The organism is Pseudomonas oplopanacis, from assembly GCF_057128725.1.
Map to the genome: position 1 here is coordinate 244349 of NZ_JBSKHV010000001.1, position 23714 is coordinate 268062.

Genomic DNA, 23714 nt, shown 5'->3' on the forward strand with positions numbered 1-23714 from the left:
ATCGCAGCCTCGTTCCACTCGACAGCTGCTACAGGAATCATATTTATGATTATCGTGCACCACCTGAACAACTCCCGCTCCCAGCGCATTCTCTGGCTGCTGGAAGAATTGGCGATTCCTTACGAGCTGAAACTGTATCAGCGCGATCCAAAAACCAACCTCGCCCCGCCGGAACTGAAAGCGATCAATGCGCTGGGCAAATCCCCGGTCATCGAAGACGGTACGCAGAAGCTGATCGAGTCCGCGGCGATCATCGACTACCTGATCCGCCGTCATGGCCAGGGTCGTCTGCAACCCGATCCCTCCACCCCCGCCTACGACGAATACGTCCAGTGGCTGCACTTCGCCGAAGGCTCGGCCATGTTGCCGCTGATGTTGAACCTGTATGTCGGGCGCCTGGGTGAAGCCGGCGCACCGCTGCATCCGCGTATCAACTCGGAAGTGGCCAATTACCTGGGCTACCTCGACACCGCACTGAGCCAGTCCGATTACCTGCTCGGTCACGAGTTCAGCGCCGCCGATATCCAGATGAGCTTCATCGGCGAGATCGCCCGGGCCCAGGGCAAGTTGGCCAACTATCCTCATGTAGCGGCCTGGGTCCAACGTTTCCAGGCGCGCCCGGCTTACCTCGCCGCGTTGAAGAAAGGCGGCAAGTACGACTTCGCGCCGCACTGAGTGATCCTGACAGGGCCACGGATGGCCCTGCGTAACCTGGAGCGCCTCGAATGCCTTCGATAGAACTGCACGCCGCCCAGCGTGACGACTTCGACACCCTCGAAAACCTGATGCAGTTCTACGTCTACGACTTCAGCGAATGGCTGCCGCTGGAACTGGGTGAGCATGGTTTTTTCAATATCCAACCCAAACTCGATTACTGGCGCAACCCCGCGACCCGAGCGTTTTTGATCCGGGTCGACGGTGAGCTGGCCGGTTTTGTGACTGTGGATGACGGCACACACCTCGAAGGCGCCGAGTACAACATCGGCTACTTTTTTGTCAGCCGGCGCTTCCGTGGCCAAGGTGTCGCGAAGTTTGTCGTTTCCACCCTCTTGAGCCAAATCCCCGGGCAATGGCAAATTTTCCACATCGATGCGAACCCGCCTGCACGGCGGTTCTGGGCCAAAGTGATGCCTGATCTTACGGGCAATCAATTCACCCTGCATCGGCAGCCAGCAGACGGTTATCCCTGCACCTTCTACCGCTTCCAAAGCCCGCAGCCATCGGCCTGACGGGCGTGTTCCGGCCTCGCTTTTTCATTCCAATCCGTTTTGTCCGACAATATGTAGTGACTGAAAAAAATCACTACATAACGGTTGACGCCTCCGTTTTGCCCTTGCATGATGCAGACATCTCCCCGATCGGGAGTACAGCAACATGTTTGAGCAAGCTCGTCTGACCGCCGAGCTGTTTTTCCCGGATACACGCTGCCCACAAGGCAGATTGAAGAAGCTGACCTGGCCCGAACGTCCAGTACAAGGACGAGAAGCGCTGGCGATCAATCCTCATGAAGCTTGTGGCCGACCCTGAAAAGTCGGCAGTGGCCTCCAGGTATTCGCCGCTTCTCTTCGTTGTGACGCTAACGCGTAGCAGTTATTCAACACGACTACATGCAACAGACGCAGGACCCCGTCGAATTCGACGGCCGACCGCTGACGTCCTGGTTTCGGTGCCAGGGATCAACTAACCGATGGGCTACTTGTATTAGCGACTCAACTTTGAAAAATCACCAAATGGTCAAGGGGCATATTATGAATCTGAACAATCAACCAACTATCGATGAACTGGCTCGTATGTTCGCGGCGCAAAAAGACAGCCTCGACAGCCACATTCTGTGGATCAGCAAATCGGGCCAGGTTCATATCGACTGCCTGTCGCCTCACGCTCATGAAGCGGAGTTCGACCAGAACAACCAGAACCTGCTTGCCCGACTGAAGATGTACCGTCGCGGCCAGGGCTATGTCGGCAAGAAAGCCGCAGCCGACAAGGACTTCATCGGTAATGTTCTGCAAACGCTGAAACAGGCATGGGCTTCGCTACAGAACCAAAACGAAGTTCGGGTGATTGATCGGTTCTACTAATAAACTGACTCACTGATAAAAAAGGGCCTGCTCCCATTAAAGAGCAGGCCCTTTTTTGTGCCTGAGTGTTTTACAGCGCCAACAGCAGATTCATAAACGCCACCGACGCCGCGCTGTGATAGTTGTTTTTACGACGCAACAACGCCGCCCCGCGAGTTGGCGCCTCCCCCAACAACGGAATCTTGCGCAGGGCGCGTTCCTGGCTGGCGATGGCTTCCGGCAGGATGGTGGCAATCGCCGTGTGCCGAATGACTTCCAGCAAGGTGCTGACCGAATTGACCTCGATCACCACCTTCGGTGTGATCTGCTCCTGGGCAAAATACTCATTGATGCGGGTACGGGTAATGAAATCGGGGGTCAACAGCGCGAACTCCAGTTGCGCGAGTTCTTCAGCAGGCAATGCGAGCTGACTGTCATACAACGGGTGAGCGCGCCCCACCATCACCCCCAGCGTTTCGGTAAACGCCGGAATCGATTCGATGTCGGCGTTTCTGACTTCATTGAACGCAATGGCGATGTCCAGTGAGTCATCCGCCAACCCCGCTTCAATGTCATCCATCGACAGCTCGAAAATCTCCAGATGGATATTCGGAAACCGCGCCACGTAATCGCGCACCAACGGCCCCACCAGATACGCCATGAACGTCGGCGTCATCGCCAGGCGCAAGGTGCCGCGGGACAAGTCCTTCACGTCATGCAACGCACGCTTGCCGGCCTCCAGTTCCACCAATACGCGACGGGCGCACTCGATGTAGGCCGCACCGGCATCGGTCGGCTTGACCGTGCGTGAGGTTCGGTCGAACAGGCTTACGCCCAGGGTTTCTTCCAGCTGGCGGATTTGCTGGGACAAGGTCGGCTGCGACACATGCAACGCCTCGGCGGCCCGGGTGAAGCCGCCGTGGTCGGCGACCGCCAGCAAGTAGCGCAGATGTCGGAGCAGCATGGGAATTCCATCTATAGGCAGGGCTTATGCGCAGCATTGTATATCGATCTTGGACGCTATGGATAAATCGGCAGAAGATTGCTTCACACCCAAGCAACACCACGCCGACAGGAGAATCACCATGCAACAGTCTCACGCCTACAACGACCCAAGCCTGGCCCTGACCACCTCGATCCTCGATGCCAAGGCCCGCAAGAATCTGTCCTGGCAGGACCTGACCGACGGCACCGGCCTGGGTCTGGCCTACGTCACTGCCGCCCTCCTCGGCCAGCATCCACTGCCCAAAGCCGCTGCCGAAGTGATTGGCGACAAATTGGAGCTGGACGCCGACGCGGTGGCCCGCCTGCAGATCATCCCCCTGCGCGGCAGCCTCTCCGGTGTCCCGACCGACCCGACCATTTACCGCTTCTACGAAATGATCCAGATCTACGGCACCACGCTCAAAGCCCTGGTTCATGAGCAATTTGGCGACGGCATTATCAGCGCGATCAACTTCAAGCTCGACATGAAGAAAGTCGAAGACCCGGAAGGCGGCTCCCGCGCGGTAATCACCCTCGACGGCAAGTTCCTGCCACTGCGCCCGTTTTAAGTTGAGACTGGCCCGCGCTACCGCGCGGGCCACCCCACATCACGCATGAGGACACCCGCATGAAAGCGCTCATCGACGGTTTTTTGAAGTTCCAGAATGAAGCTTTTCCACAACGCACCGACCTGTTCAAACACCTGGCCACCACCCAGCATCCCGGCACGTTGTTCATTACCTGTTCCGACAGCCGTGTAGTGCCCGAATTACTGACCCAACAAGAACCCGGTGAATTGTTCGTGATCCGTAACGCCGGCAACATCGTGCCTTCCTATAGCCCTCATCCGGGCGGTGTGTCGGCGACTGTGGAATACGCGGTCGCAGTCCTCGGCGTGACCGACATTGTGATCTGCGGACACTCCGATTGCGGCGCCATGACCGCCATCGCCAAGTGCAAATGCATGGATCACCTGCCGGCAGTCAGCGGCTGGTTGCAACATGCCGAATCGGCAAAAGTCATCAACGAATCCCGTCCTCACGCCAGTGATGCGGCGAAGGTCAGTTCAATGGTCCGGGAAAACGTCATCGCGCAGCTGGCCAATATCCAGACGCACCCGAGCGTGCGCCTGGCGCAGGAAAAAGGTCTGTTGAATTTGCATGGCTGGGTCTACGACATCGAAACCGGTTCGATTGACGCCCTGGAGGCCAGCAGCCGCACCTTCGTCTCGCTGGCCGAACACCCGACTACCTGCGCGGTGTACGGCAAAGCCGTCGAAGCCGCGTGATGAACAGCCCTTGCGCAGCGCTCCCGATCCCGGAAGCGCTGCTGTCAGGGTCATTTGTCGTCTGACGAACATGGCCGTTGCTCAGCGCTTTCCTCAGCGTTGGGCGCTTCGGGAAAACTGCCTGGCTTGAACACGTGGGTCAGCAACTCCCGGGCATCGACGTCGACCACACCCTGAACCGAGCGAGTCAGCGCAACCGCCTGCTCACACTCCCGGTGGGTGTTGACCCGGCCACTCAATGCCACGGTGCCCGCATGGGTTTTGACGTGAATGTGCATGGCAAGGGTGGGCTCGGCCATGGCCAGGGCTGACTTCACCCGGGTCGTCAGCCAGGTATCGTGAGCGACCGATTCCAGGTGATGGGAATACTGCTCGAAGGAACGAAGTTTCATGATGGATCCCTCTTTCAGAACGAAGGAGCAAACACCTTAATTATAGTGCGCCCCCTCGCCTGCGGTCGGAATGCCTTAGCGTTTGACCGACAGATCGGTCTGCGTCATGCGACTGCGAATGGTGAACACACCGTCTCCCGAAAGAATCGCGCTGCGCGCAAACAGACGACCGCTCTCCCAGTTCGAAAGACCCAGTTCCGGCTTGTTCAGCGCGTACTGTCCATCGACCCAGCGCGTGATGCCGTTGCCGACAAACGGCGCGTTGACTGCGTTGTAGAAGCGCTCATGCGCCGCGTCATCCTCACTGATCAACGACACGGTGAACTGCGGGCTGTAGCGATTGAACAAGGCAATCGCACGGTCCAGGTCATCGACGATCATCAGGCTGACTTCCGGGGTTTCTTCCCATTCCCACTCGCGGCCCAATTGCTCCTCCGGCAGTGGTTCGGCCAACGCTTCAGTCCGATAACCTTCGGCGCGATACACCTCGACGCTCGCGCTCGACCATTCACTCGGCAAACAAGCCTCGCTGCCTTCGACGATGTGCAGCTTACAGCCCTGGCCCCGTGCAATGCCGGCCTGTTGCAACGCACCGAGAAACAGCGGCACCAGATCGGCGGCACGGTCACGCTGGATCAGGCAGACGTTGAGGGTGTTGCAGACCTTGCGATCCAGGGAATTGCGCACCACGGCGGCGAAACGCGTCGCGTCGGCGTGCTGGTCGGCGATCAGCCAGGCGCCACCGGTGCCGTGCAGGCTGACGGCGGTGCCCGCCTGTTGGGCGATGCTGCCCAATTGGCTGACCGCACGCCCCGAACCCCGGGCCACGGCCAGCGACAGACGCCGGTCGGCGAACATCGCCCAACCGGCCGCGTGATTGACGCTTTCGACCAGCGACACCGCGCCGACCGGCAATCCGGCATCGCTCAGCGCCGGGTTCAGCGCATGGGTGACGATTGCCTGGGCGGTGCCCAACGCATCGCTGCCAATACGCAGCACCGCGGTGTTGCCCGTGCGCAAGACACCGGCGGCGTCGGCGAACACGTTCGGCCGACCTTCGAAGACAAACGCGACGATGCCCAGCGGCGACACCACTTGCTCGACTTTCCAGCCGTCATGCTCGACGCAGCTGATCACTTTGCCGCGCGAGGCCGACGCATCGCGCCAGGCCCGCAGGCCGGCGATCATGTCGCGGCGCATGCGTTCATCGGCCAGCAAGCGTGTTGTGGAACGTCCACGGGCCTTGGCGCGCTCGATGTCGGCGAGGTTGGCGGCGGCGATCAAGTCCCAGCATTGCGGGGTTTCCAGGCGCTGGGCAAACAGGTCGAAGAAGCGGCTGATCGCTTGATCCGACACCGCCGACATCGCGCTGAAGGCTGCTTCTGCGCGTTCTATCGCAACGCTGGCCGCTTGCTGGTCCGCCACCGGGATCAGCAACAATTCGCCGCTGACCTGTTCCACCAGCAGGTGGTCGCCGGGCTGGAAGCGCGCGGCCAGTTCGGGACTAACGAGCGAGACACGATTACCGGCAAAAGGAATCGGCGTACCAGCGACTAGACGTTCGAGCGCAAGAGACATGAAGCGGTTTCACCATGCAGGGGGCGGCCGGAAAATGTATAGGAAATTTTCCGGAGCGTCATTAATCCCTCCCGTTAAAACACCGACCAACCGATCCGCTGGCTCAGCAATTCCAGCGCGGCCATCCCGGCAAGGGAATTGCCGGCAGCGTTCAGTTCCGGCGACCAGACGCACACCGTGAACTGCCCCGGCACTACCGCGACAATCCCGCCGCCAACGCCACTCTTGCCCGGCAAACCCACGCGATAGGCAAAGTTGCCCGCCTCGTCGTACAGCCCGCTGGTGGCCATGATCGAGTTGACCTGTTGCGTCTGGCGCGCGGTGAGGATCTGTTCGCCGCTGTGCTTGCAGAACCCGTCGTTGGCCAAAAAGCAGAACGCCCGGGCCAGGTCCACGCAATTCATGCGCAGAGCGCAGTGACTGAAGTAGCTGCGCAACACCGATTCGACGTCGTTGTGAAAGTTGCCGAACGACTGCATCAGGTAGGCCATGGCGGCGTTGCGCGCGCGGTGCTGGTATTCGGACTCGGCGACTTTGCCATCGACCATGACCTGCGGATTGCCGGACAGCCGCCGGACAAAATCACGCATCGACAACGCTGGAGCCGCAAAGCGCGACTGGTTGATATCGCAGATCACCAGCGCGCCGGCATTAATGAAGGGATTACGCGGACGGCCGCGTTCGAATTCCAGCTGCACCAGCGAGTTGAACGGCTGGCCGGAAGGCTCGTGGCCCAGACGCTCCCAGATCGCTTCACCGGAGTGTTCGATGGCCTGCACCAGGCTGAAGACCTTGGAAATACTCTGCACCGAGAACGGCGTCTCGGCATCGCCCGCGCAGTACAGTTCACCGTCGTTGCTGTACACGGCAATGCCCAATTGATTGGCCGGCACGGTGCCGAGGGCAGGAATGTAGTCCGCCACCTTGCCCTGCCCGATCAGCGGCCGGACGCCATCGAGGATCTCGTTCAACAGCGCTTGCATGCGAGGTTCCAAAGTCACGCCCCATGGGATTGCGGGGACACTGAGGCTAGACGCTGCGGGACGACAACGAATCACAGCCCCCCCAATCCAAAACCCACCACAGGGTTTTGCATTGGGCTTGTATCTGTATGTGTACAGACCCGCCCCTGACACACCCCGCCCATAAAACCCCGCCCAAACGACACATCGCAGATACACCTGCTTGGTCAACTACACCTGTCGATTGGCCAAGCCGATCAAAGCGCTCAACTCACTTACTGTACGGAGTATCACCATGTTCAAGCTCTCCACTTCTTCCCTGACCCTCGGCCTGCTCATCGCGGGTGGCCTGGCCCTGTCGAACGTCGCTTCGGCCTCCGAATCCGAAGCGTTCAGCATGAAACAACTGGCCCACGGCTACAGCCAGGTCCAGGCCGACACCGCGCAAAAACCCGCCGAAGGCAAATGTGGCGAAGGCAAGTGCGGCGCCGCCGAGTAATTCCCTTGCGCGGGGCACTCGATGCCCCGCATTCCTGACCTGACGGAGATCAAGCCCGTGAACACTTCAATCTCTTCGGCCGTGAAAGGCCTGCACCTGAACCTCGACCGTGCTGGTAGCTGGCTCGCGCCCCTGACCTTGCGGTTGTTCATCGCCTGGGAATTTTTTGAGTCGGGCCTGGAAAAATGGAACGGTGACAACTGGTTTGCCGACATTCAGGACCGTTTTCCGTTTCCGTTCGATCACGTACCGGCCACGCTGAACTGGGAACTGTCGATGTGGGCCGAGCTGATTTGCGCGCTCGCGATTCTGGTGGGTCTGGGCACGCGGGTCTCGGCGATCATCCTGATCGTGGTCACGGTCGTCGCCACCGCCGCCGTTCACTGGCCGGCCGATTGGTCTACATTAAGTGAGCTTGCCCAGGGTTACGCCATCAGCAATAAAGGCCACGGCAACTTCAAACTGCCGGTGATCTACCTCGCCGCCCTGCTGCCCTTGCTGCTCTCGGGTGCCGGCAAGCTGAGCCTCGATACGCTGCTGGCGCGAATTTTCTGGCGCCGTCACAATCGCTGAAATGCTACCGTGACACGCTTCACCTTCCACCTCACTTGCGTAGACAGGAGCCACCATGAGCGTGACCACCCAATGGATCGAGATCGACAGCGACGACGGTAAATTTGGCGCTTACCTGGCCATTCCGCATACCCAGCGCGGCCCGGGGATCGTCTTGATCCAGGAGATCTTCGGCGTCAACGAGCACATCCGCTCCGTCGCCGAGCAATACGCCGCTGATGGTTATCTGGTGATCGTGCCGGACCTGTTCTGGCGTAGCGGCCACCGCATTGAACTGACCTACGACGAAGCCGGCTGGAAACGCGCCGTCGAATTGATGAACGCCACCGACATCACCAAGGCGCAGGCCGACATCAAACTGGCCATCGACACCCTCGATGCCCAGCCAGGGCTGGATGGCGGCATCGCTTCCATCGGTTACTGCTTTGGCGGCCTGCTGTCGTACCTCACCGCCACCAACGGGCTGGTGGATGTGGCAGTCGCCTACTACGGCGGCGGCATCCAGAATCACCTGGACCGCGCCGATGACATCCAGGTGCCGTTGCTGATGCATTTCGGTGAACAGGACAGCCACATTTCCCTGGAAGCCGTGGAGAAAATCGCCGAACGTTTCGACACCAACGACAACGTGGAAATTGTCGTGTACCCGGAAGCCGAACACGGCTTCAACTGCTCGCACCGCGACAGCTACAACCAGCGCGCTGCGGCTGAGGCGCATGGCAATACGTTGATCTTCCTCGGTCAGGAACTGTAAAACCGCCCTCCACGAAAAAGGCCCCTTCATCGATGGATGAAGGGGCCTTTTTTATTTGCCGCGTTTACCCGATCACACCTCTTCCGCTAGCGCAGCGACGGCCAGTGCCGGCTGAACATTACGCTCATGCACATGGCGATGCGGTGTGCGGTCGATGTTCAGGCTGAGGATTTCCGGACGGCTGTAGTGACCGCGGCCATCCATTTGGCGCTTGCGGATCTCGATCTGGAACAGGTCGATGTCGGCAATCACTTCGCCTTCTCCTTCGGTCAGCGCGCCGACGACTTCACCTTGCGGGTCGATGATCGCGGTGTAGCAACCGCCGGAGATCGGGCCGATATCGCAACCGGTGTCGGCCATGATTTGTGCTTGCTGTTCCGGGTACAACCAGGCGGTCGAGTTGACCACGAAGCACGCCGATTCCAGGGCATGCATGCGGATGCTGACTTCCATCTGCCGGGTGAACCGCTCACCGGCGAACGAGCCGGGGTACATCGAGGCGTGGATCTGTTCGCCGTCTTCGATCAGGGCATACCGGGCCAGCGGGTTGTAATGTTCCCAGCAGGCCAGTTGACCGATGCGGCCGACGGCGCTGTCGATGGCGCGCAAGCCGGAGCCATCGCCCATGCCCCAGATCATGCGTTCGTGATAGGTCGGCGAAATCTTGCGACGCGCCTGAATCAGCGTGCCGTCGGCATCAAACAGTAATTGCGTGTTGTACAGCGTGCTGCCATCGCGCTCGTTGACGCCGATGGACACCACCATGTTGGCGTCTTTGGCGGCTTTGCCGATTGCATCGGTGGTCGCCGACGGCACGACAACAGCCTGATCCAGCAATTTGTAGTGCTCGGCGCCCATTTCGAAAGGCGACTGCACAAAGGAAAAGTACGGGTAGTACGGCACTATGGTTTCCGGGAAGACGGCGAACTGCACACCCTTCTCGCCGAGTTCGCGAATTTTGTTAACGACCTTCTCTACAGTGCCTTCACGGCTGTAGAGCACGGGTGCGATTTGGACGGCAGCGGCTTTGACGATGGTCATGGCGGTGATCTCACTGAGGAATGGGCTTCAACGAGATCCAGATTACGGCAATCATATTTTGTCTTAAATGTCGAATGCACCACTTTTTAGGACGCGGCGCGATTCGCCCGCTGGATCACCTGCGGCGGTTGGCCGAAAGCGCGGATAAAGGCCCGGCGCATACGCTCCCGGTCACCAAATCCGGTTTCGGTGGCGACCACATCGATGGCATGACGGCCAGTTTCCATCATCAACCGTGCAGCTTCCACGCGCAGATTTTCGATGGCTTTGGCCGGCGATTGACCGGTTTCCGCATGGAACACCCGACTGAATTGCCGGGGGCTCAAATGGGCCGCGCCGGCCAACTCTTCCACCGACAACGCGGATTTCAGGTGCTGTTTGGCGTAGGTCAACGCCGCCTGGATGCGATCGGTCTTCGGTTCCAGTTCCAGCATCACCGAAAACTGCGACTGGCCACCCGCGCGACGGTGATACACCACCAATTGCCGGGCCACCGTGCGCGCCACTTGGGCACCGAGGTCCTTTTCCACCAGCGCCAACGCCAGGTCGACACAGGCACTCATGCCGGCGGCGGTCCAGAGGTTGCCATCGTTGATGAAGATGCGGTCCTCTTCGACCAGCACCTTCGGATACGCCCGTTGCAAGGCCGGTGCATGACACCAGTGAGTGGTCGCCCGTCGACCATCGAGCAACCCCGCCTCGGCCAGCGCAATGGCACCGGTGCAGATCGACCCCAGCCGCCGGGTGGTCGCGCTGGCACGACGCAAAAACGCCACCATGCCTGGCGAAGTGGGCCGGATCAGGTTGTCGCCCATCACCAGCAGCGTATCGAACGCGCGCTGATCGAATGCCTGGGTTTCGACGCCGAATCCGGCGGAGGTCTGCACCGTGCCGCCGTGCTCGGACAGCAGGGAAAGGCTGTACACCGGCTCGTCGGCGGTGTTGTTGGCCAGTTCGAAGGTGGCGCACATGGCGAGGCCGAGGACCTGGAAGCCGGGGTAGACGATGAGTCCGATGTGGTGCATGACGGTGCCTTTGACAAAAAAGGTGGCATGAGAGGTTTCAGGTCATTTGCCGACGACTTTACACCTGCACTGACTGCACCGGTCATATTTAAAACCATCGATCAGTTTATTCTTAGTGTATTACCCGCATTACAACTTTTCCTAGATGCACATCATCCTCCCGGTAGTTACAAGCAATTTAACAACTAACACTTCAAATGAGGAATGGATTATTTCGAAATTTAATATTGGATCCATAGCGCGGAATGGCATTAACCCAAAAAAACCGGTTAACTTAATTCGCTCCAACCAGAGGACTTCAGCGCCTCCCACCAGACTATAAATGCTCTCAATCCTGCGGGCTAGGCGCGTTGGCATTTTCGTTACGCACTACCTCGCACGCCTTTGCTTTCATCATGACAACTTATACCTCGTACGCCACGTTTGCCCTTTCTGATTAACAGATTTATGCGGTGACAATACGGACTCTTTATTAGGTCTATACATAACCTTGAACACTCGGCCGACAATACGAGGTTTAGGCCATGGACAACAACAAAGACTCGGGCACCAACCTGGCGTTCTGGCTGCCCGGCGGCGCTGTTATCCTCAGCTTGGTATTGTCGACGCTGGCATTAACTCGCGAACCTTTCCTGGAACCTCGACCGATTGGTGCGCAATTTCAATCGCAACTACCAATTGAAGCTCGGTTATGGCAGGACCCGTTTGATGCTCTGGAACGCTATCGTAAAAAGCTTACGGACAGTGAGGAGGCCAAGCATCTATGCAACCCCGATATCATCCCGTTGCCTGAAGAGAAATCGACCCCCGACATCATGGTAGTTCTCGTAGAAGGGGGCCCATACGCCGATGAACTGGAGCGACGGCGGCGTATTCGGTATGCATTACTCGCAGGATTCAAAAACTCCCAACGGGTGCCAGATCAGGAGCAATACATACATTGCTTGAAACTTCAGCACGACCTGTCAATTGATCCCCTTGATAACGATCCACAAGCAGTAGATCTACCTTATGAAATGTTTATTTCCAATCAGTTCGACAGACCTGCTTCTGATGTTGAAGGGGGGCCACCACCTTCAGAACGAACGATTGTGTTCTGGCTAAAACAGGACTTGCTGACCTCACAACCGCTCCAGATGCTGGAAAAGCTGCGCAAGGATTTACACTTCAAGGCCTACAAGGCATGCGCTTCCGGAGGGTGCATCGAAGGAATCGACACCGCCACCCTGAAAGTTATCGGCCCTTCTACTTCAACTGTGTTGCTCGACATGTACCAAGAAGAGGCCAACTTCCAGGCTACAAAAAACGTAGAAATCTATTCGCCTCTGGCAACGGCAGATAACGAAGCGCTCAGGAAGAGCCTAAAACCCTTGAAAAAAGAAAAGGACAAGGACAAGGACAAGGACAAGGACAAGGACAAGGACAAGGACAAGGACAAGGATGTGGCAGCGGACAAAAACACCACGACAGAAACGCAAAATAAAGAGGCAATGAAAATTCTGCGTACGGTCAGCGACGATGGCACCATGACCAAACTGTTGTTGGATGAGTTAAAGCTGCGAAGAGTAGATCCAGCCGCAGATATCCGCTGCAGTCAGGGCAAGCTGCGACGCGTCGGAACACCCTGCAACCGTGCTGCTTGGCTAAATGCCAACCGCATCGCATTAATTTCCGAATGGGACAGCTTCTACAGTCGCGCCCTGATCGAAAGCTTTAAGGACCAGGTTGCTCTTGATGCTCGCTTGGGTGACGACGAAAAAGATAAAAAAGGAGTAGTTGAACAGTGGGTATTGCGGTTCAGCTATTTGCGTGGCCTGGATGGTCGCTTGCCGGAGGAGCCCGCCAGCAGCGACAAAGCCACTAGCACCGACACCAGCAAAAATAACAAAAACAGTAGCCAAATCGATCTCAGCCCATTGGAAAAAGCTGACGGCAACTCCCAACTTGACTACTTGCGGCGACTCGCTGATCACATTGCACAGCAAGATGAAGACTATCGAAAGGCAGGTCAGAGCGGCATTGGCGCCATCGGGGTGTTGGGTGTCGACACCTACGACAAACTGCTTGTGCTGCAAGCGCTGAAAAGCCGGATGCCTTACAAACTTTACTTTTCAACTGATCTTGACGCACGCATGTTGCAACGCGGTCAGGCCGAAGCCACGCGCAATCTGATTCTCGCGGCGCCTTATGGACTGGCACTGACACGTGCATTGCAACAGGACATTCCACCGTTTCGAGACAGTTTACAAAGCTCGGTTTTTATATCGGTGCTTGCGGCATTGGCGCCACAGCCCTTCGTCGTCAAACGAGCGAAGTTTGACTACTCCAGATCGGAGCTGCTCTCGCCGGGGATATATGAGGTTGGGATCAGCGGCTTCATTCCACTGGCGAGCAATCTGACCGCTTCGCGCCCGGAAAGCTGTGCCGCTCCTACCCAATCTCAATCAAATCGAGGCATACGCCCCCACGACCTCATGGCATTACGCTGCCTTCAGGATCCATCACCCCCACCCTACCCGGAACCGTCCGACGCACTTCGAAATGGCTTCAAGAACACGCAGTCGTTTTTCTGGGCAGGACCACTGACATTCATGCTGCTGCTAACAGCTGCCTTCATCGTCTGGTGGTGGATCGAGGGTTCGCAAATCAAAGGAAAAACACCTTTCTCCTGGGTACGTGGTGTGCCAATGGCGCTGTATATCACTGCAGCAGCCTGCGCTTTCTTTGCCGCAAGGTTCTGGCATGCGGAACTCCTATGGGTCTGTTTCGCACTGATTTTGCTGGGCACTCTCACTTCAAAACTCGTCCGTCGATCCGAGCGACAGTTATCACTCACGAACAATTCACCTGTTGACCCGGACAGTGGTTTTTTTGACGCCTCGGCGTGGTACATCATCGTGCCATTGGTGATATTCGTCCTCGTGTTACTGCTCGGCTACCAGATGCGCAGTACATTGACGAAGGACGGTTTAGGCGAGCCAATGTTTCTATTCGAAGGAATCAGCGCCTGGCCAACCGTCGCACTGCGATTGCTCGCCGTATTGATTTCACTTTCGGCTGTGGCATGGGGTTGGCGCAACCTGAGGGTCAATAGATTCGAGATCGAAACGGCCTACCATTTACGGCCTCACATGCGTAAGTACCATCTGAGTTTGTGGGGGCAACTGCCACGTCTTGTTCGCGGAGGACAAAAAAGAACCCTCGGACAATGGTGCAAAGAGCTGGGGCAGTGCCTGTTTCTGGTTCTTTTCCCACTGTCGACCGCTAGCATCGACTGGTCAAAATCAAAATCGCTCGCCAGAGATCAAGCGAAGAGCACGGATGGTCGAACAATGATTTCCATCTCACGCTTCTGGGGAGAACATTGTGTATGCGGTACGTTCGGTGCGCGAATGGTGCGCGCCCTGCTCGCCACATGGATTTTCGTCGTGGTAACCAGCCTGCTCTTTGTTGTCTGGCCAATGGAAGGGATTCCCGTGCGTGACACTTCACCTCTCTGGAAGTGGACCTGGCTGATTCCGACTGTCGTGTTCCAGCTGCTGGTGTTCTGGGTGATCGACGCCAATCTCTTGCTGACCCGGTTTATCCGCCATTTGAGTAACTATCACGCCATCTGGCCAATCAGATTGCAAAATGAACATCAAGCCATATTCGGCATCGGAAGACACTCGTGCATCGACGATTGGGTGGACATACAACTGATTGCCAAACGTACCTCAGCGGTCAATCGACTGATCTACGCCCCCACAGTGGTGATGTTGATTCTGATTGCTTCGCGCAGCAGCGTTTTCGATAACTGGCCGACGCCACTCAGCATGATCATTTCATATGCGCTGACAGCACTACTGTTACTTGCCTCAGCCCTGTCACTGCGTCGGGCAGCAGAAAAAGCACGTATGGAGGCGTTACAACGCATCGACGCATATTTGTTGAAAAATCCCACTGATACTAAGGGCTACGATAAATTTCGGATGATTCGCGAGCGTATAGCGACGCTCAATACCGGTTCCTTCTCACGTTACTCGGAAGAACCATTGGTACGCGCGCTGTTGCTGTCGCTGACCGGCATCGGCGGCTCAGCCATTGTCGATGCCTTGAACTACGCCAAGTTCTGACCGCCAATAAGGGGGCGTTCCTCGAACGCCCCCGCCTGGTCACAGTTGATTGGCCACCGCCATATTCACAAACTGCGTATCAAACCGCAGCTTGATGTTGTTCTTGTCGCCCAACGTCGAGCCATCGGCGAATTGCATGCCGACCGCATCAGCGCTGGTCGCCGCCTGACCCAGCAAGCCCTTGGCAAAGGAAAACGTGCGGACCTTGTCCATGGTGTGGCGGATCGCGTCGGAACTGGCGAATTCGAACGCCGTGCCCGGCGTGTAGAACAGCATGGTTTGCGTCAGTTGATCCTCGTAGCCTTTGAGGTCGGTGCCCGAACGTTCAGCCATCGAAGTACGTGCGGCAATGGCCTGACCGTTGTCGCCGGACATCAGTTGCAGCGTTTCGAACCAGGCACCGACCAGCGCCTTGCCCAGTTCCGGGTTGGCCTTCAGGGTCTCGGTGTTGACCGCCATCATGTCGATGATCTCGCCCGGGATTTCCTTGGAGGTGAACACTTCGACCGCCGTCGGTGACTGTTTCATCACCATGCTCAGTTGCGGGTTCCACAGCGCCGCTGCGGTTACGCCGGGGGTGGTGAACGATGCCACGGCATCGGCGTCCGAGGTGTTCATGATCTTGATGTCCCGTTGCGACAGGCCATGGATGTCCAGGGCGCGGGACATCAGGTAGTCCGAGACCGACAACTCCACCAGATTGACCTGTTGGCCCTTGATGTCGGCGAAGGTCTTGCCGTGTTTGAGCACGATGGCATCGTTGCCGTTGGAATAGTCGCCGAGGATCAGGCCGGTGGTGTCCACGCCGTTGGCACTCGGAATGGTCAGGGCGTCCATGTTGGTCATGCCGCAGGCATCGAACGCGCCGGCCGCGTATTGGTTGATCGACTCGATGTAATCGTTGAGCTGCACCAATTCGATCTTGATTCCGTACTTCCTCGCCCACTTGTCGATGATCCCGTGTTCACTGGCGTAACCCCAGGGCATCCAGCCGGAATAGATCGACCACGCCACCTTGAACTCCTGCTTTTTCTCCGCCGCCGAAGCGCCGAATGCGAGACAGGAGACGGCCAGCAACACCGCTGCGAAACGGTAAAACACGCACGAGAATGCCTTCATGGAAACCTCACGGGTTATGAAATGGGTGACGCGTTAAATTCAAACGAGCGGCTGGGTGTAGCGGCTCAAGGTCGGGGATTCACGCTCGTACCATTGCGCGGCGCTGGCGGTGAATCCGGTGGTTTGTGCGTAGCTGATGTCGGGTTCCAGGGTGTCGATGACGAACAGCCGTTCCCGGGCAACGCCATCGACGGTGAGTAATTGCGAGACGTGCTTGCCGTCGGCCAGCCGCTCGAAACCCTCCAGTGAAATCAGTGGCTGACCGACACGCCTGGCGCAGGTGGAAAGCGTCACGCTGTAGCCTGTTTCGAGTGAACCTTCGGCCACCGATGTCTCGAAGTTGAACGCGCACTTGAGCCAGTCCGGGTCCTTGGCGTGACGGGCGACCAGATCGCGCAGTGGCTCGCCACCCGCGCTGGACTCCAGCGGTTCGGCACGTCCCAGCACCAACGCCGCATGCCCACCGCAGACGATCAAGCCACCGCCACGGTGATGCACAAATCCGCTCTGCACTTCTCGTTCCTCAAGCAAGCGCAAGCCGATCAACGCACCCGGCTTTGATAACTGAAGTCGCCAGTCTTCGACATAGGCACCGCTGGGGGAAAACTCGATCATGCAGTTACCGATGCGCTTGAGCACACCCGGCTCTGGCCACCGGTTATGCAACTGAAACGAGGTGTCGGTGTGCCAACTCAACACGTCGCTTTCCCATGAACACAACGCTTCCCAGCCTTCGTAATTGGCCAGGACCTGCAGTTCTTCGGCGCTGTATTCCAGCAGCGGTTTGGCCGACAGTTGTTGGCCTTCCAGCGGCAGGCGCAGATCAATAGTGAAATTGCGGCTCTGGAACCAGCAGACGTGGGTGTGCAGGTCGGTCAGGCCGTCAGCGAAGCTGATCGAGCGGCGTTTGTAGAAGCCGAGCATCCAGTCCGGTACGCCATCAGCGGCGGGTTGCGGATGTTGAATAACGAGATCTTGCAGATTCATCTCAAACCTCCCCCGCCATGGCGGCGCGACCAAACGAAGACAAGCCCTTTGCGCCGTCGGGCAAGCTCAACTCGCCGGCGGCCAGTCGCTGCTTGAGGTAGCGGAAAGTTTGCAGGGTTTGCGCATAGAGGTGATCGCCACAGACAAGCGGCCCATAACGGCTGGGGGTCTGCGCGTCGAGTAACTGCGCGATGGGCTCGATCAGCGTGTCGTAGTCACAGGCGCAAAACATCGGGAAGGCGTAGCGTTCCTGGGCGACCTTACGAACCCGGTGGGCAGTGGCGACGTAGCGGCCATTGCTCAGCACTTCCATCATGTCGCCGATGTTGATTACAAACGCACCGTCCACCAACGGCACGTCGATCCACTGCCCTGCCCCGTTCAATACTTCAAGGCCCGGTGCGGTCGGCAGCAGGATGGTGAAGCATTCGTAATCGGTGTGCGCACCGATGCCGGGGCGATCCACCGGGGCATTCGGCGAGAAGGGATAGTGGATCAGGCGCAATTGACTCGGCGGATTATTCACCCGTTGGCTGATGGCGTTTTCCGCCAACCCCAGCGCCAGGGCGAAGCCGCGAAACAACGTGAGGCTGAGGTTGAACACCGCGTCGTAGTAGGCCTTGATGTCGTCCTTGAAACCCGGCAAGACCGGCCAGCGATTCGGCCCAAGCATCGGTCGCCGCCCCAGCGCTGGCGCATAATCGAAGCCGACGTCGAAGGCTTCCTTGTGGTCGATAGACCCTTCGACAAATTGTTCCTCGCCTTCGGGCACATAGCCGCTGTGGTTGCTCGAAAGGCCGATGTAGTCCTGCATTTTTTGCTCGGTCGACTGGGCGAAATATTCCGCGGCCCGTTGCTTGAGCCGATGGATGATCTGCGGGTCGATGCCGTGCCCGGTCACATAGAGAAACCCGGCCTGCGAGGCGGCGTCGCCCAAGGCAGTCGCGGCGTTTATGCGTTCGGATTCGAGGCTCGAAAACAACCCGCCGATGTCCACGAGGGGCAAGGTTTCGAAAGCTGAATGAGGGGTGATTCGAGGCATGGGCGCCATAAGTAACCTCCTGATGATTAGTCAAAATGTCACCTGGTCGTCCAGATATCGCAGAGCCGTGAGGCCTCCGGGTCGTCCCGGATCAATCGCACCGAAAAAGGTGCGCCAGGACAGGAGCAATGTGCATGCCACGTTTGCGCCCGGCTTGCATCACAGCGCTATCTCGTTGATTTGCAAGCACCGGTTCCCATGCGGATGAGCTGATGGCGCTCGGCGTGCGATGTTAAAAAAGCACCAGGATGGCGCAATGGACTTCCCCTCATTCTGGCGTTTTAATCGCAGGCGGACTTCAAGGCACAACAAGGGATCACCATGCTCGATATATCCATGCAGGACCGCGCCGCACCGGATGGCGTGTGCTACGGCTGCGGCGGCCGCAATCCCCACGGGCTACACGTCAAGAGCCACTGGCACGAGGACGGCGTCCACGTCGTCGCCGAACACCTGCCCGAGGCCAAATACTGTGGCTGGCCGGATCTGGTGTACGGCGGCTTGATTGCGATGTTGGTGGATTGCCATTCGAACTGGACGGCCATGGCGTATCACTACCGGGCCGAAAACCGCGAGCCTGGCTCCCTGCCGCGCATCGACTGCGTCACCGGGAACCTGGGTATCAAGTTCATCAAACCGACGCCGATGGGCGTTGCGTTGACCTTGCGCGCCAAGGTTGAGGGCGAGGTCGGGCGCAAGACCCGTGTCATCTGCGAGGTCTATGCCGACGGGGTGCTCACGGCGGTGGGCGACTCAGTGTTTGTCCGGGTCGATACCGGGCAACTGGCCGCCGCTGCGCATGGTCGTGAGGTTTAGGTGTTGTGAGCCTCAGGGTCGGCCGAGCTACTTCGCCGACCCGTCATGGGGTTTGTAGAACACGAACAAACCGATGCTCGCCGTTTTGATGTACTTCTTGGCCCAGACCGGTTTCACCGTCTTGTCATGGAAATACATCGCGCCGCCGGTGCGATCCGGCAGCTGCTTGTTCAGCGCCTTGCGCGCGATTTCCTTGGCCAGCGCATATTGGGTTTCTTCCTGGACCGAGTCCGACTTCCCGTCGCACCACCAGGAAAACTGGCAGCTCTTGGTTTCGGAACCTTGCTTGACCACTTTGCACACCGTGTCGGGAAAGCCTTCGTGGCCGAGGCGGTTCATCACCACGTTGGCCACCGCTTCCATGTCGTCCGTGTCCTTGCCTTTGGCTTCCCAGTAGATGGAGCGCGCCATGCAGGTAATCGCGTCGTCCAGCGGCGACTTGCCTGCCGGGTCGACGGCCTGGACTTCGGACTGGGTGATGGCCTCGGACTTGGGCACCGGCACATTGCTGCTCTTCTCGGCGGCCTTCTGCTCAAGTACCTGCGCCTTGTCTTCCGCTACTTCCTTTTTTTGTTGTTGATCGTCCGCCATGGACTGAGCGGCCAGTAGAGAAAGGGCGAGAAACGCGGCAATCCAATTCAAGGACATGGTGCAAGCACTCAGGAAGGTGTCGGTTCAGTGTAGTAGCCAAATCATGTCAACTACTAAGCAACAAACTGCAAAAACCCATTGCCTTGTACGGGGGGAGTTCGCGCATCATGGGCGCAGTCCGTCCAAGGGGGTTTCCATGCACGTCTTTTCATCCGCTATGCGCTTGTCGGGGTTGTCGTTGGGTCTGGTGCTGGCCACAACGGCGATGGCGTCCGAGGAAACGCAACTGGCCGATTCGATCAACGCCTTTCGCAGCCTGCCGCAGAATTGCGCCGGCCAGATCTCGCCGGAGTTGCCACCGTTGAACAGCGATCCGCGCCTGATTTTGCCGGCCAGCGGACAGGTTGACTTGCAGCAGGCCATGGTGCGCGCGTCGTATCCGATGCTGCATGTGCAAGCGATATCCCTGACCGGCCCGCGTGATGCGCAAGCGGCGATGATGGCGGTACAGGAAAGCTTCTGCCAGGTGGTGCTGAACCTGAAATTCGTCGACATCGGCGTCAGCCGCCAAGGCAACGACTGGCGCATCGTGCTGGCCCGCCCGCTGTTGACCGCGCGTCTGGGTGATGCCGCCGCCGAAGGCCAGAAGCTGTTGGTTGAGCTCAACGCCGCGCGCAGTAAACCCCGTCAGTGCGGCGCCCAGGCATTTGCCGCAACCACCCCGCTGGCCTGGAACGCCACTCTTGCGTCCGCCGCCGAAACCAACTCGCGGGCCATGGCCAACGGCAACTATTTTGATCACAAGGACCGCGACGGCCGCACACCGGGGGATCGCGCGGAACTGGCGGGTTACAACTTTCAGCAGATCGGCGAGAACATTGCCGCCGGGCAAGACACCGTGCGCAAGGTGGTCGACGGCTGGCTGGCCAGCCCCGGTCATTGCGCCAACTTGATGAATCCACAATTCCGTGAGCTTGGCGCGGCTTACGCAAACGATCCGAAAAGCGATGCCGGCATCTACTGGACGGCCATGTTCGGTACGCAATAAGGACGATGACCAGAGCGGTGAAGAGCCGCTCTTACAACGTTTGCTGACTGTTGCCGACGGTCTTGGCTTTTTCGATGGCCCAGTCCATCGCCGCCTCCATGTCCAGCAAATGCGGGGACGGATGGTGATCCTCTTCAATCACCGAGCCGTCCGGCCGGTACACCCCGATGAGCATTTTCAGGGAGCCGTCTTTCAGTATTTCGGCTGTGACCTTGATCGAGCATCCGTTGGAAAGCGTCTCCTTGTGTTCCTCATGGCGTTCAGTCATCGCTGTCTCCCCCGCGTGGTGGATGGATCGAGTCAGGCATCCTTCTGAGCGTAGTAGAAGTTCGCCCGGGATCATGGCCGGCCACGGCACGTTTCAATGGCGACGAACCTGCCGAGACAGCGGCGTAATGCCACCTATACTGCATTTCACCAACCCCGCCCGGGGCCTGCGCTACCCACAATAACAAGCAGAGGTGGAACATGGTCTGGCAGCAAATCTACGATCCCTTCGGTAACCCGGTCATTTCAACCCTCATGGCCGCCGTGCCGGTGGTGGTGATGCTGGCCTCACTGGCGTTTTTCCACATCAAGGCGCACATGGCGGCGCTGCTCGCATTGGCGTCCGCGTTGCTCATCGCGATCTTTGCCTTCGGCATGCCTGCCAACATGGCGGGCTCGGCGGCGTTATTCGGCGCGGCCAACGGCTTGCTGCCGATTGGCTGGATCGTGCTCAACATCATCTTCCTGCACCGACTGACCACCGAGAACGGCTCGTTCAAGGTGCTGCAGGATTCCCTGGCGCGCATCACCGACGATCGACGCCTGCAGCTGCTGCTGATCGCCTTCTGCTTCGGCGCGTTTTTTGAAGGTGCGGCCGGGTTCGGCACGCCTGTGGCGGTGACCGGTGCGATTCTGATCGGGTTGGGCTTCTCGCCGCTGGCCGCGTCCGGCCTGGCCCTGATCGCGAACACGGCGCCGGTGGCGTTCGGCGCGCTGGGCACACCGATCATTACCCTGGCCAAGGTGACCGGGCTGGATGAAATGGAACTGTCGATGATGGTCGGTCGGCAGCTACCGTTTTTCTCGGTACTGGTACCGTTCTGGTTGATCTGGGCGTTTGCCGGTTGGCGCAAAATGCTCGAGATCTGGCCGGCGATCCTCGTGGCCGGCGTCAGCTTCGCAGTCCCGCAATTCCTCGTATCCAACTACCACGGCCCGATGCTCGTGGACGTGATCGCCGCGCTGATTTCCATGGCCTGCCTGACCGGTTTCCTCAAGGTCTGGAAGCCGGCCACGGTGCACACCTCGGCCGCCCTGACCGGGCGCGTCGACAACTCGAAAATCGATGCTGAACATGAGCAGGCACCGGCGGCCAGTGCAACCTTTTCCGCTGATGCAAAACCGGCGGTGATGCGCGCCTGGATGCCGTGGATCATCCTGACGATCTTTGTGTTCGCCTGGGGCACCCAGGGTTTCAAAAACATGTTCGATACCCGCCCGGCAATTGATCCGCAAACCCAGTCGGTCAAACTCGACCCGCAGGGTAAACCACTGCGCGAAGCCAACCCGGTTTTCGCGCCAGCCCTGACCTTCACCACCTTGCACCAGCAAATCGAGAAGGTGCCGCCGGTGGTGCCGGCACCGAAAACCGAAGAGGCGATCTACAAGTTCACCTGGTTCACCGCCACCGGCAGCGGCATCTTGCTGTCCGCCATCCTCGGCGGTCTGCTGATGGGCTACTCGATCCCGCAACTGGCTCGCCAATACCTGCGAACGCTGTGGGTGGTGCGCTACTCGCTGATTACCATCGCGGCGATGTTGGCCCTGGGTTACCTCACGCGCTACTCGGGACTGGACGCGACCATGGGCCTGGCCTTCGCCGCGACCGGTATTTTCTACCCGATGTTCGGCACCCTCCTCGGCTGGCTCGGCGTGGCGTTGACCGGCTCGGACACCGCTTCCAACGTGCTGTTCGGCGGCTTGCAACGGGTGACGTCCGAACAGCTCGGGATCAGCCCGGTGCTGATGGCGGCGGCGAACAGTTCTGGCGGGGTCATGGGCAAGATGGTCGACGCACAGTCGATTGTGGTCGCGTCCACGGCAACGCGCTGGTACGGCCACGAGGGGGAGATTCTGCGGTATGTGTTCTTCCACTCGATTGTGCTGGCGATTCTGGTCGGCGGGCTGGTGACGTTGCAGGCGTATGTGGCGCCGTTCAGTCACATGGTGGTGGGTGGGCATTAACCACCGTTGACCATGCCCGGGCGCGTTGCCCGGGTATTGGCGGTTACGGCTGGATTCAGTGCAATACGCCGAGCTTGGTGGCGATGTCTTGCGGTTCGAGACGTCGTCCATCGGCGGCTACCAACTGCAGTTTTTGAATCGGTTTACGATCCCGCGCATCGACCATGACCGATCCGGCTTCGCCGGGCTCGTACATGAATTCGTTGCCCCACTGCGAGAGCGCGATGAGCACCGGTTGCAAGGCCCGACCCTTTTCCGTCAACACATATTCCTTGTAGATACTCCCGTCAGCCGCCGGCTCCAGCCGCATCACACCTTCGGCCACCATGTTCTTGAGGCGGATGCTCAGGATGTTTTTCGCCACATCCAGGCTCTTCTGGAAATCGCTGAAACGCCGTGTGCCGGCGAGTGCATCGCGAATGATCAACAACGACCACCAGTCGCCAATGAGATCAAGGGACCGAGCAACCGGGCATGGATCCCCCTGCAAACTTTTGCGCTTCACGTAAACGAACCTCCATGAGATGGCTGCCATTGGTTAACAGGCATATGGTTGCATAATACAACCAATGCTGCTAAAAATCACAGCCACTGGTTTCATAATGAAACCT

The 23714-nt window shown here is 58.6% G+C and carries 24 protein-coding genes; 12 read left to right on the plus strand and 12 right to left on the minus strand.

The genetic code is table 11. The annotated features are described in order from the left end of the window. Window positions 1–45: 45 nt before the first annotated feature. From ACWKV5_RS01185 to ACWKV5_RS01195, 3 genes are all read left to right on the plus strand, one after another. Entirely contained in the window at window positions 46–675 is a 630-nt protein-coding gene (locus ACWKV5_RS01185) for a glutathione S-transferase family protein (protein WP_483839798.1), read from the plus strand. A 50-nt stretch (window positions 676–725) separates the two neighbouring features. Beyond that, window positions 726–1229, plus strand: coding sequence for a GNAT family N-acetyltransferase (locus ACWKV5_RS01190; protein ID WP_483839799.1), 504 nt, complete (start codon window positions 726–728; stop codon window positions 1227–1229). Between the two features lie 519 nt (window positions 1230–1748). Then, a complete protein-coding gene (locus ACWKV5_RS01195; protein ID WP_007946256.1) occupies window positions 1749–2078 on the plus strand; it encodes a hypothetical protein in 330 nt (109 codons plus the stop codon). A 70-nt stretch (window positions 2079–2148) separates the two neighbouring features. Here ACWKV5_RS01195 and cynR read toward each other — a convergent pair whose 3' ends face one another. Then, a complete protein-coding gene (gene cynR / locus ACWKV5_RS01200; protein WP_483839800.1) occupies window positions 2149–3021 on the minus strand; it encodes a transcriptional regulator CynR in 873 nt (290 codons plus the stop codon). A gap of 121 nt (window positions 3022–3142) precedes the next feature. On the opposite strand from cynR, the gene cynS reads away from it, so the two are divergent. Then, on the plus strand, window positions 3143–3610 hold the full coding sequence (cynS, locus tag ACWKV5_RS01205; protein ID WP_027925323.1) for a cyanase: 468 nt from the start codon (window positions 3143–3145) through the stop codon (window positions 3608–3610). A 59-nt stretch (window positions 3611–3669) separates the two neighbouring features. Then, window positions 3670–4329, plus strand: a complete 660-nt coding sequence (locus ACWKV5_RS01210; RefSeq protein WP_483839801.1) for a carbonic anhydrase — start codon at window positions 3670–3672, stop codon at window positions 4327–4329. 50 nt (window positions 4330–4379) lie between these two features. Here ACWKV5_RS01210 and ACWKV5_RS01215 read toward each other — a convergent pair whose 3' ends face one another. From ACWKV5_RS01215 to glsB, 3 genes are all read right to left on the minus strand, one after another. Next, entirely contained in the window at window positions 4380–4721 is a 342-nt protein-coding gene (locus ACWKV5_RS01215; RefSeq protein ID WP_483839802.1) for a BON domain-containing protein, read from the minus strand. A 75-nt stretch (window positions 4722–4796) separates the two neighbouring features. Then, the gene (locus ACWKV5_RS01220) at window positions 4797–6299 is read right to left on the minus strand and encodes an aldehyde dehydrogenase family protein (protein WP_483839803.1); all 1503 of its coding nucleotides are present in this window, start codon (window positions 6297–6299) and stop codon (window positions 4797–4799) included. A gap of 74 nt (window positions 6300–6373) precedes the next feature. Beyond that, the gene (glsB, locus tag ACWKV5_RS01225; RefSeq protein WP_483839804.1) at window positions 6374–7282 is read right to left on the minus strand and encodes a glutaminase B; all 909 of its coding nucleotides are present in this window, start codon (window positions 7280–7282) and stop codon (window positions 6374–6376) included. Window positions 7283–7556: 274 nt separating this feature from the next. Between glsB and ACWKV5_RS01230 the strand changes: the two genes are divergently transcribed. From ACWKV5_RS01230 to ACWKV5_RS01240, 3 genes are read left to right on the plus strand one after another with little or no spacing between them, the layout of a single operon-like run. After that, window positions 7557–7760: an HvfA family oxazolone/thioamide-modified RiPP metallophore gene (locus ACWKV5_RS01230; protein WP_483839805.1), complete on the plus strand. Its 204-nt coding sequence runs from the start codon at window positions 7557–7559 to the stop codon at window positions 7758–7760. Between the two features lie 57 nt (window positions 7761–7817). Further along, complete coding sequence (locus ACWKV5_RS01235; RefSeq protein WP_483839806.1) at window positions 7818–8333, plus strand: HvfX family Cu-binding RiPP maturation protein; 516 nt, start codon at window positions 7818–7820, stop codon at window positions 8331–8333. A 55-nt stretch (window positions 8334–8388) separates the two neighbouring features. Next, window positions 8389–9087: a dienelactone hydrolase family protein gene (locus ACWKV5_RS01240; RefSeq protein WP_483839807.1), complete on the plus strand. Its 699-nt coding sequence runs from the start codon at window positions 8389–8391 to the stop codon at window positions 9085–9087. A 72-nt stretch (window positions 9088–9159) separates the two neighbouring features. Here the strand turns inward: ACWKV5_RS01240 and ACWKV5_RS01245 are convergent, their stop codons facing one another. Both ACWKV5_RS01245 and ACWKV5_RS01250 read right to left on the minus strand, forming a co-directional pair. Further along, window positions 9160–10128, minus strand: a complete 969-nt coding sequence (locus tag ACWKV5_RS01245) for a nitrilase-related carbon-nitrogen hydrolase (protein ID WP_483839808.1) — start codon at window positions 10126–10128, stop codon at window positions 9160–9162. Window positions 10129–10214: 86 nt separating this feature from the next. Continuing rightward, window positions 10215–11153 carry a GlxA family transcriptional regulator gene (locus tag ACWKV5_RS01250; protein WP_483839809.1) on the minus strand — a complete coding sequence of 313 codons (939 nt, stop codon included), beginning with the start codon at window positions 11151–11153 and terminating at the stop codon, window positions 10215–10217. Between the two features lie 524 nt (window positions 11154–11677). Here ACWKV5_RS01250 and ACWKV5_RS01255 point away from each other — a divergent pair. After that, entirely contained in the window at window positions 11678–15268 is a 3591-nt protein-coding gene (locus ACWKV5_RS01255) for a hypothetical protein (RefSeq protein ID WP_483839810.1), read from the plus strand. Window positions 15269–15307: 39 nt separating this feature from the next. Here ACWKV5_RS01255 and ACWKV5_RS01260 read toward each other — a convergent pair whose 3' ends face one another. From ACWKV5_RS01260 to ACWKV5_RS01270, 3 genes are read right to left on the minus strand one after another with little or no spacing between them, the layout of a single operon-like run. Continuing rightward, on the minus strand, window positions 15308–16387 hold the full coding sequence (locus ACWKV5_RS01260; RefSeq protein WP_483839811.1) for a putative urea ABC transporter substrate-binding protein: 1080 nt from the start codon (window positions 16385–16387) through the stop codon (window positions 15308–15310). 39 nt (window positions 16388–16426) lie between these two features. Further along, entirely contained in the window at window positions 16427–17374 is a 948-nt protein-coding gene (locus ACWKV5_RS01265) for a hypothetical protein (RefSeq protein ID WP_483839812.1), read from the minus strand. A gap of 1 nt (window position 17375) precedes the next feature. Beyond that, a complete protein-coding gene (locus tag ACWKV5_RS01270; protein WP_483840306.1) occupies window positions 17376–18416 on the minus strand; it encodes an isopenicillin N synthase family dioxygenase in 1041 nt (346 codons plus the stop codon). Window positions 18417–18737: 321 nt separating this feature from the next. On the opposite strand from ACWKV5_RS01270, the gene ACWKV5_RS01275 reads away from it, so the two are divergent. Next, window positions 18738–19232: a PaaI family thioesterase gene (locus tag ACWKV5_RS01275; RefSeq protein ID WP_483839813.1), complete on the plus strand. Its 495-nt coding sequence runs from the start codon at window positions 18738–18740 to the stop codon at window positions 19230–19232. A gap of 27 nt (window positions 19233–19259) precedes the next feature. On the opposite strand, the gene ACWKV5_RS01280 is transcribed toward ACWKV5_RS01275, so the two are convergent. Further along, window positions 19260–19880: a cell wall hydrolase gene (locus ACWKV5_RS01280; protein ID WP_483839814.1), complete on the minus strand. Its 621-nt coding sequence runs from the start codon at window positions 19878–19880 to the stop codon at window positions 19260–19262. Between the two features lie 139 nt (window positions 19881–20019). On the opposite strand from ACWKV5_RS01280, the gene ACWKV5_RS01285 reads away from it, so the two are divergent. Further along, window positions 20020–20871 (plus strand): CAP domain-containing protein, encoded by an 852-nt coding sequence (locus tag ACWKV5_RS01285; protein WP_483839815.1) that lies wholly within the window; start codon window positions 20020–20022, stop codon window positions 20869–20871. 31 nt (window positions 20872–20902) lie between these two features. Here ACWKV5_RS01285 and ACWKV5_RS01290 read toward each other — a convergent pair whose 3' ends face one another. Beyond that, entirely contained in the window at window positions 20903–21139 is a 237-nt protein-coding gene (locus ACWKV5_RS01290; protein WP_477791104.1) for a hypothetical protein, read from the minus strand. A gap of 200 nt (window positions 21140–21339) precedes the next feature. On the opposite strand from ACWKV5_RS01290, the gene ACWKV5_RS01295 reads away from it, so the two are divergent. Continuing rightward, window positions 21340–23103 (plus strand): L-lactate permease, encoded by a 1764-nt coding sequence (locus tag ACWKV5_RS01295; protein ID WP_483839816.1) that lies wholly within the window; start codon window positions 21340–21342, stop codon window positions 23101–23103. A 55-nt stretch (window positions 23104–23158) separates the two neighbouring features. On the opposite strand, the gene ACWKV5_RS01300 is transcribed toward ACWKV5_RS01295, so the two are convergent. Continuing rightward, window positions 23159–23608: a winged helix-turn-helix transcriptional regulator gene (locus tag ACWKV5_RS01300; RefSeq protein WP_483839817.1), complete on the minus strand. Its 450-nt coding sequence runs from the start codon at window positions 23606–23608 to the stop codon at window positions 23159–23161. Between the last annotated feature and the right edge of the window lie 106 nt (window positions 23609–23714).